General features: G+C 40.9%; 9 protein-coding genes, 1 pseudogene and 1 riboswitch. Of the genes and pseudogenes, 8 read left to right on the forward strand and 2 right to left on the reverse strand.

Annotation, left to right across the window (positions count from 1 at the left end):
* Positions 1–124: 124 nt before the first annotated feature.
* The 4 genes and pseudogenes from ACTXGK_RS20975 to ACTXGK_RS20990 form a co-directional block, all read left to right on the forward strand.
* Complete coding sequence (locus ACTXGK_RS20975) at positions 125–2,506, forward strand: TonB-dependent receptor (protein WP_443517187.1); 2,382 nt, start codon at positions 125–127, stop codon at positions 2,504–2,506.
* Between the two features lie 109 nt (positions 2,507–2,615).
* A riboswitch (yybP-ykoY riboswitch) is annotated at positions 2,616–2,783 on the forward strand.
* Positions 2,784–2,790: 7 nt separating this feature from the next.
* Entirely contained in the window at positions 2,791–3,363 is a 573-nt protein-coding gene (locus tag ACTXGK_RS20980) for a manganese efflux pump MntP (protein WP_443517185.1), read from the forward strand.
* Between the two features lie 559 nt (positions 3,364–3,922).
* A complete protein-coding gene (locus tag ACTXGK_RS20985; RefSeq protein WP_443517183.1) occupies positions 3,923–5,605 on the forward strand; it encodes an NAD-dependent malic enzyme in 1,683 nt (560 codons plus the stop codon).
* A 697-nt stretch (positions 5,606–6,302) separates the two neighbouring features.
* Positions 6,303–6,566: pseudogene (locus ACTXGK_RS20990) on the forward strand (transposase); the annotation flags it as partial.
* A 286-nt stretch (positions 6,567–6,852) separates the two neighbouring features.
* Here the strand turns inward: ACTXGK_RS20990 and ACTXGK_RS20995 are convergent.
* Both ACTXGK_RS20995 and ACTXGK_RS21000 read right to left on the reverse strand, forming a co-directional pair.
* Positions 6,853–8,406: an ATP-binding protein gene (locus ACTXGK_RS20995; RefSeq protein WP_443517181.1), complete on the reverse strand. Its 1,554-nt coding sequence runs from the start codon at positions 8,404–8,406 to the stop codon at positions 6,853–6,855.
* On the reverse strand, positions 8,396–9,130 hold the full coding sequence (locus ACTXGK_RS21000; protein WP_025645672.1) for a heavy metal response regulator transcription factor: 735 nt from the start codon (positions 9,128–9,130) through the stop codon (positions 8,396–8,398). The genes ACTXGK_RS20995 and ACTXGK_RS21000 overlap by 11 nt, the downstream gene beginning before the upstream one ends.
* Before the next feature lie 227 nt (positions 9,131–9,357).
* Between ACTXGK_RS21000 and ACTXGK_RS21005 the strand changes: the two genes are divergently transcribed.
* The 4 genes from ACTXGK_RS21005 to ACTXGK_RS21020 all read left to right on the forward strand — a co-directional run bounded on the left by ACTXGK_RS21005 (position 9,358) and on the right by ACTXGK_RS21020 (position 11,561).
* Positions 9,358–9,684: a hypothetical protein gene (locus ACTXGK_RS21005; RefSeq protein ID WP_093068413.1), complete on the forward strand. Its 327-nt coding sequence runs from the start codon at positions 9,358–9,360 to the stop codon at positions 9,682–9,684.
* Positions 9,685–9,818: 134 nt separating this feature from the next.
* Complete coding sequence (locus ACTXGK_RS21010) at positions 9,819–10,097, forward strand: hypothetical protein (protein WP_193006275.1); 279 nt, start codon at positions 9,819–9,821, stop codon at positions 10,095–10,097.
* Positions 10,098–10,222: 125 nt separating this feature from the next.
* Positions 10,223–10,792 (forward strand): c-type cytochrome, encoded by a 570-nt coding sequence (locus ACTXGK_RS21015; RefSeq protein ID WP_199508202.1) that lies wholly within the window; start codon positions 10,223–10,225, stop codon positions 10,790–10,792.
* A gap of 139 nt (positions 10,793–10,931) precedes the next feature.
* Positions 10,932–11,561, forward strand: a complete 630-nt coding sequence (locus tag ACTXGK_RS21020; protein WP_071001781.1) for a DUF411 domain-containing protein — start codon at positions 10,932–10,934, stop codon at positions 11,559–11,561.
* Positions 11,562–11,572 lie beyond the last annotated feature (11 nt).

The following is an 11,572-nucleotide window of genomic DNA, read 5'->3' on the forward strand; positions in this document are numbered from 1 at the left end:
TATAGAAATAATAATCATTATCATTTATGATGTCTTTCACAAAGTTAGTACATACAGTATTATTTGCTAAATATAACGACTGTCCACCTATCCAACTAAGTGAAATAACCTAAGTGAAGTAATTATGAAAAGCCACCATCACGTTGTTCTATCTCTTCTTACCCTTTGTATCAACCAGCAGTTACATGCGCAAACCAGTACCAATACAGCGAATGTCGTATTAGACATACAAACTACCGCAGAAATAGCATCAAGCTCATCATCTAAGGAAGTGCCTAGTGTGACCTTGGATACCATCAAAGTCGCTGCCAATGCTAGAACAGGGACAGCGCTGGCACAAAAAATTAGTGAGATGCCCGCAGTCACTCAAGTAATTACTGAAAATGAGATTCAGATGCAGGCAACGGGTGACCGTACCACTGGTGATATCTTGGCACAGCTGATTCCGAGTCTAGGTGCCAGTAGTGGCTCAACCAGTAACTATGGAACCACTATGCATGGTCGCCCTGTGCAGTTTTTGCTGAACGGTGTTCCCTTAAGCAGTTCGCGTAGTCTCTCACGCGAGCTCAACAGCATTGATCCTGCACAGCTTGAGCGAGTAGAGGTGCTCTCAGGTGCCACCAGTATCTACGGTGCTGGCGCGGCGGGCGGATTGATTAACCTCGTCACCAAGTCACTAGTTGGCTATGGCCCTATCAGACAAACTAGAGTCGGTGTCAGTAGCAGCCGTGGTTTTGACTCAGAGTCATTTGGTTATCATGTGGGTCAGACAATAGGCTATGGTGGCGAGCAAGTGTATGGCCGTCTAGATGTTGATTACGATACCAAAGGCGGAAAGTTCGATAGTCATGGCGATCGCATCAGTCCTGATGTCAACCAAACAGATCAACAAGATACCAAGTCCTTGAGTGTGAATGGTAGCTTGGGTATGGCGTTAACGGACAGTCAAAGTATTGATCTTGCCGTTACTTATTATAATGATGAGCAAGATACCGACTATGGTCCAGATTATGGTGATGGTTTGGCAGTATTGTTTGGCGCAAAACCATCTTTAAAAGCGATCGATGGTGCCAACATAAAAAACGAGCCACTGACGACCAAAACCTCCGTCAACTTAAACTACAACAACGATGATATTGCAGGCTCAAATCTGAGTATTACAGGCTACTACCGAGACGAGAAAGGTCGTTTTTACCCCTCTGGAAAAACTGCGGACACCCAAGCATCTGAGGTATGGCGAGCAAACGGTCTCACTGATAAAGACACATTAGGCAAGCTATTGGGCGCGGCAACTTTTGTCACTCAATCAGAGGCTGATATCGAGGTCTTAGGTTTGCGTGCTGCTATGCAGACCGATAGTGAAATCGCAGGCAAAAAAACGCTTTTTAGCTACGGCGCTGACTTTGAGCGTGAAAACAGCGAGCAAACTTACTATGGGCAAAACTTAAATGAGTTTATGGCAAGTAATGGTCTAAGCGCCCAGCCCAATGGTCTAACTTATAATGGTGGGCCAGATACGACTATCGATAAATGGGGCGCTTTTGTCAATGCCGATGTCGACATCACTGATAAATGGCATACCAGTGCAGGCGTTCGCTACCAAAAGCTCAAAGCAGAAACCGATGCTTTTACGCCCATCTATGAGCAGCTGCTTGAAGAGTATTTCAATAGTTCTGCTATCAGTGGGACAAGCGCCGCTTATGGTATTGACTATCAAGCAGGCGACGTAGAAAAAGGTAGCACAGATCACGACAAAACCTTGTTTAATCTCGGTACTAGCTATCAATTAACCCCAAATGATCAAATATTTGCTAACTTTTCACAAGGGTTTACCACCGCAGATATCCAGCGTGCGCTGCGCGATGTGCGCGCAGGGTTTGTGGTTAATTCCGACAATGTACAGCCCATTACCATCAATAACTACGAGTTTGGCTGGCAAGGCAAGCATGGCGATACAGCAGCACGCTTGAGCGGTTTTTATAATGAATCAGATAAAGTCGTGCGCTTTACTGATGATTATACTGTAGAAGTCATTGATACCGATGAGCGCGTCTACGGGGTAGAGGGGTCGCTTAGCCATGATATCAGCGACAAATGGCAAGTAGGCGGCAGTGTTGCCTATACCCGCGGTCAGTACGATAAGGATGGCGATTGGCTAGAGCTGGATGCCGTACGTCTGACACCGTTAAAAGGCACCGCATTTGCGCAATACCAATTCGATGAAGGCAGCAATATACGCTTGCAAGCACTGGCAATAGGCGGTAATGACAGAGCTTTTAAAGACCAGAAAAAAGACCCTGACTCTAGCGCCTTACCTGTTACAGGTTACATGACACTTGATGTCTTGGGACAGGTAAAAATGCCAGTTGGTCGAGTAGATTATGGGGTTTATAACTTGCTCAACAAAGACTATCAAACGGTTTATCATCAGACCACATTTGGCGATTTGAACCGCCTGCCTGCTTCGGGCACGACTTATGGGTTGAGCTACACTATCGACTACTAAAACTAACAGTATGTAAAAAATAAAAGTATCAAAAACCCTTCATACTATAAAAATCTGGTATGAAGGGTTTAGTATTTTATGATTGACTTATAGCGTATCAATGATAATCTAAGCGTTCTTTGGGGAGTAGCCTGCTTTCGTACTGCGAAAGCGTTCGTATCAACATACTTGGCCACATGCCATGGTACGAACACCTCTCGGTTGGCGAGACCATCGATATATCTACACTGCAGGTCGGGGGTGTGGCTATGTCGTGGACTCTACACTCGACCAGAGAAAATCACATGAATCCTATCGCACTTCTATTACTTGCTTTTTCTATGTCTACGGATGCCTTTTCTGTGGCAATCAGTAAAGGAGCAATTCTTAAAAACCCTCGTTTTACCGAAGCTTTGAGAATGGGCGTTATTTTTGGCACCATTGAAGCGATCACGCCTATTATTGGTTGGTTAATTGGTCATTCTGCTACAACCTTTATAGATGCGTCTTTTATTGAGGCATGGGATCATTGGGTCGCGTTTGTCATACTTTTTGCGCTCGGTCTGCATATGCTATATGAGGGATTGAAGCCAAGTGATGAAACGGCAGGAGCGCCGTCGAAACATTCTTTTTTCAAACTTGCTTTGACTGCATTTGGTACCAGCATTGATGCCATGGCTGTTGGTGTGAGCCTAGCATTTGTAAAGGTCAATATTTTACTGGCGGCAGGTCTGATTGGTCTAGCGACTACGATAATGGTCACGCTAGGGGTGATGTTAGGAAAGGCATTGGGCTCCATAATCGGTCACAGAGCTGAAATATTTGGTGGTGTGATGCTAATTGCCATCGGTGCATGGATTTTATTTAGTCATCTTTAGTCACTCGATAGGTATTAGCTACTTGATAAATAAAAGCCCATCTATATCAATAGATGGGCTTTTTTATGTCTATAATCAGCACATAACACCGTAACTCTTGCTAAATGACCGGAACATCTCAGCACTACAAAAATTGCTAATCATCAATAGGATAACCATTATAAAGATAAAAATGCCAATGCCCCACATAGGCAAAGTGAGCATCCAATTCGTCAAATTTTGGTTGCCACAATGACTACAGTTCCAATCGGAACGTTTTAGGCTAGTATCACATTTCGGACATCTTTTATGATTAATAAACAATTTAGCCTCCCTTACAAATATATACTTTTATAAGAGTATATATCCGCTATATCGATTGGGCAATTGTTTATCAAAATAATTATATATTGTCAGCGATTGGATACAAATCAGGATGAGATACATAATGATGAACATCTCTAAAACCATACATATTTAAAATGATTTTGTTACATATTGTTAAATATCAGCCGATGCTATGTATAATGCAGCACTAGTACAGTTTTCATTCATATGCCCTTAAGAAGAAGATTCTATCATGTCAAATAAGCGTCCCTTATATATTCCCGTTGCTGGCCCCGCTCTTTTAGAGACCCCTTTACTCAATAAAGGAAGTGCCTTCTCAGCAGAAGAGCGCAATAGCTTTAATTTAACTGGGCTGCTACCGCATAATATTGAGACGATTGAAGAGCAGTCATTGCGTGCTTATCATCAGCTGCGCTCATTCACGAGTGATATGGACAAGCATATCTATTTGCGTAATATCCAAGACACTAATGAAACCTTGTTTTATCATTTGGTTGAGCAGCACATTGAAGAAATCATGCCGCTCATTTATACCCCAACCGTTGGTCAAGCGTGTGAAAAATTCTCGCAAATCTATCGCCGTAAACGGGGGTTATTTGTCTCATATGCTGAGCGTCATCAAATCGATGATATATTGCAAAATGCCACCAAACAAAACGTCAAAGTGATCGTTGTCACTGACGGCGAACGTATATTGGGACTAGGCGACCAAGGTATTGGCGGTATGGGTATTCCAATCGGTAAGTTGTCTTTATACACGGCGTGCGGTGGTATTAGCCCAGCGTATTGCTTACCAATCTTGTTAGATGTTGGCACCAATAATCAACAGCTCCTTGACGATCCTATGTATATGGGCTGGAGAAACCCACGTATTTCTGGCGATGAGTATAATGAATTTGTGGATTTATTCATTCAAGCCGTTAAGCGCCGTTGGCCAGAAGCGTTATTACAGTTTGAAGATTTTGCACAGGAAAATGCCACCCCATTATTGAATAAATATCGTGACCAGTTATGCTGTTTCAATGATGATATCCAAGGGACGGCTGCGGTATCGGTCGGTACTTTGATTGCTGCATGCTTGAATAAAGGTCAAAAACTGAGCGAGCAAAAAATCGCATTTTTAGGAGCAGGTTCGGCAGGTTGTGGTATCGCCGAACATATTGTTCGCCAAATGCAGCGTGAAGGGTTAACTGAAGCGCAAGCACGTAGCCAAGTATTTATGGTTGATCGTTATGGCCTATTGACTGATAACATGACAGAGCTGCAAAAGTTCCAAGTACCATTGGTACAAAAAGAATCTGCTATCGCACACTGGGATAAAAGTAACAAACTGGGCTTAGCGCAAGTGGTTAAACAAGCAGAAATCACCGTATTGTTTGGTGTCAGTGGCCAAAAAGGTCTGTTTACCCAAGAAGTCATCGAAGCGTTATGCGCCAATACGGAACATCCAATTGTATTACCGTTGTCAAACCCAACATCTCGTGTGGAGGCAACCCCGCAAGAAGTGATGAACTGGAGTCGTGGCAAAGCCATCATTGCAACAGGTAGTCCTTTTCCTCCTACGACCTTTAATGGCCAGACTTTTGAAGTGTCTCAGTGTAATAACAGCTATATATTCCCAGGTATTGGCCTTGGCGTTTTGGCGGCTCAGGCGACAAGTATTAGTGATAATATGCTAATGGCGGCAAGCCAAGCCCTTGCAGATATCTCTATGGAGTACCAAAAAGCACCGGGTGCTATACTACCGCCAATCAAAGTGATCAGAGAGATTAGTGAAAAAATAGCCTATGCCGTAGCAGTGCAAGCGGTTGAAGATAAGCTGGCACTACCTGATACCGCGGAAAACTTACAACGCCGAATAGAGGCAAACTTTTGGTTACCTGAATACCGTCACTATCGCCGTACTTCTTTTTAATATAAAAAAGAGATAAAAAAAGCCCAACACTGCGATAGAGGTAGTGTTGGGCTTTTTTATTTGAGCAAGCAGATGAGGCTTATGCTCGCAGAAATACAGGAAAATTAGAAGTGCCCGCATAGTGCCCACTGCTATATATTCATTGCCACTATACTGGTGAACTAAAACCGTTAGACAATAAAAAACCCTTACAAGCCAATACTTGTAAGGGTTTGAATATGGTGGGCCCAGTATCAACCATGCTTATTGATTAAGTTTTTGATATTAAAAGATATTTATAAATATTAATTTTATTATACCAACATTTATACCAACAATCTTATGAGTTAGATAGCTGATCCTGAAGATATATTATTCATAAAAAATATTGTTATCTTTTGTTATATTAGGCTGCTAATTTACATTTATCAGGTTTGAGCTGCTTAGTGTTTACTATGAATAATATCATTAGTTGATATAATCTAAAAAAGAAGTCTTTTGTCTGGATGAATAAATGTATATTAATGAGTTAAGAGTAAACAGTTATTATGACTGGGAAGTTATTTGTAAATATTTAGCTAATATTTACACATTAAATAAATATGGGTAACCCTCCCAAACCTAAGACACCTTATAAATGGAATTAAGCTGCCTGAGCTATGCTGAATAAAACGTAGAGCTAAACTTGGTAAACTAAGCACAATAACAGGAGTTTACCATGACCAAGAAAATCAGAACTTATAGTGACGAATTTAAAGCCGAAGCTGTCAAGAAAATAGCAGATAATAATGGCAATATTTCAGCGACTGCAAAGCAGCTTGGTATTGCCATGCAAACGCTCTCAAACTGGAATAACAAATCCAATCAAGGCAAGCTTGTCGGCACAGAGCAATATGATCCTGACCTTATGAGTGCTCTTCAAGAAATAAAGCAGCTCAAGCGTCAGCTCAAAGTGGCTGAAGAGGAGCGTGAAATACTAAAAAATGCGACGGCGTACTTCGCGAATGAGGAACGTTAAGAAACAGTCTGGGAGACTGTTTTAGTGACGCAAGGCGTAGGGCTATGCCCGAAGTGGCAGTTAGTAAAGTACGCCTTTATCAAACCCCCATATCAACAACATCACCTAAGAAAACTAGACTTCATAATCTAGCCTTATACACTATATGAATAATAGCATTCAGAGCCTTTTCGACTTATCAAAATAAAATAGACCTATAGTAGGTCTACATATTATTAATATTTTGAACACTAGGATATTGAGGTGTATGCTACTTAGCAATCAATAATCCTACAGTAACTTCAAAACAATACTCATCTTTGATAGTGATATTGACCGTCCCTTTATGAGCATTAGCAATAGCCTGAACGATAGATAAACCCAAACCTGATCCTGAATGGTGCTGGCTAGTTTTATCATGACGATAAAAGCGCTCAAACAATCGATCTGCTTCGCTTTGGTTTAGAGGTTTTTCTAGAAGGTTAGTAAAAGTTATCTCTAGCCAAGATTGCTTCGCGGTTTGAGTGTTACTTTGATCGTTTTCAAGCATCTTATAATTATTAACGGAAGTATTTGGAGTGTTGACAGTGGCTGATATTGTGACGACACTATTACTAGCGGCGTAGTAGATCGCGTTTGATAGCAGATTAGCAAATAGCCTTTGCAATAAACCTTCATCGCCTAATACTGCCTTAAAATCTCCTAATTTTACAAAAGTTATTTTACGATCCTCGGCAATCATTTCAAAGTAATCTAACAGCTTATTGATTAGGACCTCAGTATCTACAGTAGTCACTTGCGAATCACTCAGTCCTTTTTGGGTTTTTGCTAGCAGTAGCATGTTGTTAATCATCGCCGATAATTGCTCTAAGGTGTCATGTTGCTGATGTAATTGTTCGACATATTCCTCTTCCTCTCTAGGCTTATTTAACATGACTTGCGTTTGCGTAATCAGCGTCGCTATTGGCGTGCGTAGCTCATGCGCGATATTGTCTGAAAATCGCGACAACGACTCAAAATTGCTTTCAAGCTTAGCCATCATCGAGTTATAGGATTCTGCTAAAGGTCTTAGCTCTAATGGCATATCACTAACTATTACTCTTTCGCTCAATCTTTCAGGATGAATACCTTTCATCCTTTGCACGATAGTGGATAAAGGGGCAAAACCCCAATACACGCTTAAGGCTGCTATTGAAACCAACAGTAGTGTGATGGCAAATAGGATCAGACTAATTTGACGGTTAAACTGTAATAAATACTGATGATGCACGTCAATGGGTAAGGCGATAAGGGCAAGCATGTCATCGTCTCCAATAACCATAGCTCGATAACGTCTGTCTTTAATATTTATTACAAACTGTCTGTCATCATGATTTTGCTGTAATGATAATAGGTTAAAGTCGGCACTTAATTCATTAGCAAAGTTTTTGGGAGTACTAGATAGCAATCGCCCCTCTTTATCAGCAATGATAGTTTTTAGATCGTAATCTAGCGCTGATGAATGCAGGTGATCATCATTTTCTGTGGCTATTGTAGGAAGTAGATTTGAAGAAGCTTTCGAGCTTAACGGTTGTTGAGTGTTTGATGGACTTTGAGGCTTAGGTAGTGTCTGAGAGGCTATTTGGTTATCCGCCTCTGTTACGCGCTTACGTAGATTAAAGGCTGCGTGGGTAATGATTTCAGCATCCATTTGCTCAAAATGGCCTTTAACAGAGTGCTGTACCCAGATATAGATTATCAACTGCGATAAAACGACAAATATCGTCAATAAAAACACAGTTCGCCATAGTAAGGGTAAGCGTCGATTGTCCAATCTATTTATCATATTGGCTATCTTCCGTTTCGCTGGCAGCTTTATTACTAGCTGAAACGTCGACAGCATCTAATCGGTAGCCCATGCCACGCACAGTATGAATTAGCTTGGTATCAAACTCATCGTCTATTTTTATACGCAGACGTCTTATTGCCACATCAATCACATTAGTATCGTTATCAAAGTTCATATCCCATACTTGTGAAGCAATGATTGAGCGTGGTAATACTTCACCGCGGCGCTCTAATAGAAACTGTAATAGGGAGAACTCTTTTGCGGTTAGTTTAATGGGCGTGTCTCCTCTATGTACAGTGCGCTTGGCAATGTCCATTTTGAGATCCGCTATTTGCATGAGCGTACTTTTATAGTCGGCTTGATTGGCGCGTCGTAATAAGCTTTTTATCCTGACTATTAACTCTGCAAAGGCAAAAGGTTTGGTCAGATAATCATCACCGCCAATCTCAATCCCCTTGATTTTGTCATCTAAATCATCTTTTGCGGTTAGAAATAACACTGGCGTATGCTTGCCAGCCGCTCGGTAATTACGTACTAGCTCAAAACCGCTAACATCAGGCAGCATAACATCCATGAGTATCACGCTAAACTCTTCAGTCATCATAGCATGGTAGCCATCTAAACCTGTCAGCTGATGATCAACAATGAAGCCTGCTTCACTTAAGCCTTTTTTTACATATTCGCCGAGTTTTAATTCATCTTCTACTAGTAGTACTTTCATAGTAATCCTTCAATATAATTATGATTTTATAATACCCAAATCAATATAAATGACAAAACGGACTGGTATCTGACAAAGATGTCATGCGCTCGTCATCAAATGGTCAGTCTTCGTTTGTTAATCTATACCTATAGTACATAGCGGCTCATTCTTGATACGAGTAGCTACTATGAATTATTACTACAGGTAATTAGTTTCAATATTTAATAATTTATTAAGGATGTTATATGAAAAGCTATCGTTCATTCAAAAAAGTGGTGCTGCTATCCGCTTCGATGCTTATCGGTATATCAGCAGCTAATGCGCATACTACCAATCTAAGCACTTCAATTATCGATAATTGCGATAACTTAACTACGTTTGCCAGAAATCTAGATCACAATAACGCGCAGATGTCTGATGCTCAAATGAAAAGCTATGTTGATGCACGAGTCGCTTGCCAAGTTCAGCATCAAGATCAACATCTGCAGTCTGAAAAGTATTTCATAAAAAAATATGGTAGCGATCGTGATAGAAATGCTGATGCCATACTAAATGAATACGTGCAGCATTAAAATATAAAAGTAGCAAGATGACAATATTGTCATCTTGCTGTCATCTCTCTGTCAGAATCAATAAGTTATGCTTTAGACTGAATTAATATCCTAAAGCTTTATGTACCCTCAACTAAATCAATTAAGGATTAACCATGTCACTCTTTAAATCAAAGTCTTTACCTAAAGCAATCGTAGCCACTGCCGTCGCTCTAGTCGTTTCAACCTCAGCTCTAGCACATGATCCTAAAATGCACGCTGAAAAAGATCAGATGAACTGTGAAAAAATGGAAAAGCATATGCAAATGATGCAAAAAATGGATCATAGCAAAATGGATATGAACGATCCCGCTATGAAATCAATGATGGCTAACATGGGTAAAATGAAACAAATGTATCAAAAGCACTGCGTAACAGATAAAAGTGACTCTTAAACATTGATTTTATAAATCCTTTATTACTGCTAGATAGTTTCATCAATCAGTAATAAGGGTTTGTAGGAAATATTTGTAGACGCTAAGAGTAGGGTATTAAAGAAAATAGATTTTAGGATAAACCCATGAAGTTTTTACTAGGAGTACTTTTCACTGTCGTGGTCGCTATTGTTGGTGTCTTTACTGTGGTTATGAGTGGTGTCATTAATATTGGCGCTGATCAAGGACATAGTCCATTGGTTTATAATTTCTTGGAGACGGCTCGCACCCGTTCAATAGCCTACGCTAGCAAGGACATTATTGTTCCAGATTTAGAAAAAGTAGAGATGATTAGCTCAGGCGGTGCCGATTACAAAGATATGTGCGCAGGCTGCCATTTGTCTCCTGGGGTAGAGAGCACTGATTTTAGTGAGAGCCTATACCCTAAGCCACCTAATTTCACTAATGCGCAAGTAGTTGATCGTTATAAAACGGATGCAGGAGCTCAGCAAAGTTTTTGGGCGATTAAGCACGGTATTATGGCATCAGGCATGCCAGCATGGGGTGCTTCTCATGACGACGATAGAATGTGGGCAATGGTCGCTTTTATTAGATCACTACCTGAGTTAAATGAGAATCAGTATACCATGCTAACCACTAGACTGGATGATGACATGATGGATATGTCAGAAGGTGGAGCTGGAATGCAGCATTAATTCTTCCATATTCCTTTATAAAAGCGCAGTGCTAAATAGTGCTGCCTTTTGGGATTTAAACTTTGCCTATACTACACTTAGTTATAGGGTATAAATCTTTAGAAGGTTCAACAGATAAGCAGACGCTTAGGAGTAAGTTATGAGACGCTATATAAATATAATGGGCAATGGACATAAAAAGGTATCAGCTTCTGCTCTTTTACTAGTAGCAACGTCAACAGTAATGGCTTGTAGTCAGCCCGATACTAGTGTTTCAAATTCTACTCAAACTGAGCCAGCGTTTGCCACCAAAAGTGCTCAAATAGAGCAACCACAACCGCAAATGATGTCTGTCAGTGCTAATTCAGGTACTGGGTCGACAATTCTACAAAACGTCTCGGCTACAGTTTACAAAGATGCTAATTGTGGCTGCTGCAAAGAATGGGTAGGCTATGCCGAAGGTCATGGTCTAAGCGCAACTGCGCAAGACGTTACAGATTTATCTTTATTTAAAGAGCGTTACGGTGTCCCGCAGCAAATGCGCTCTTGTCATACCACCGTCACTACTAATGGTTATGTTTTTGAAGGTCACGTTCCTGCCAAATACATGGCACAGTTTCTAGCGAATCCGCCAACTGATTCCATCGGTCTTGCGGTACCGAGTATGCCAGTTGGTAGTCCGGGCATGGAATATCAAGATAAATTTATGCCCTATAAAGTCATGCAATTGAACAAGGATGGCAGCACTCAAGTGTATGCGGCTATTGAGTCGCCAGCGCAGCAGATGTAGTTCTATTAATA

The organism is Psychrobacter sp. T6-5 (assembly GCF_052258485.2).
In the GTDB taxonomy this organism is placed as follows: Bacteria; Pseudomonadota; Gammaproteobacteria; order Pseudomonadales; family Moraxellaceae; genus Psychrobacter.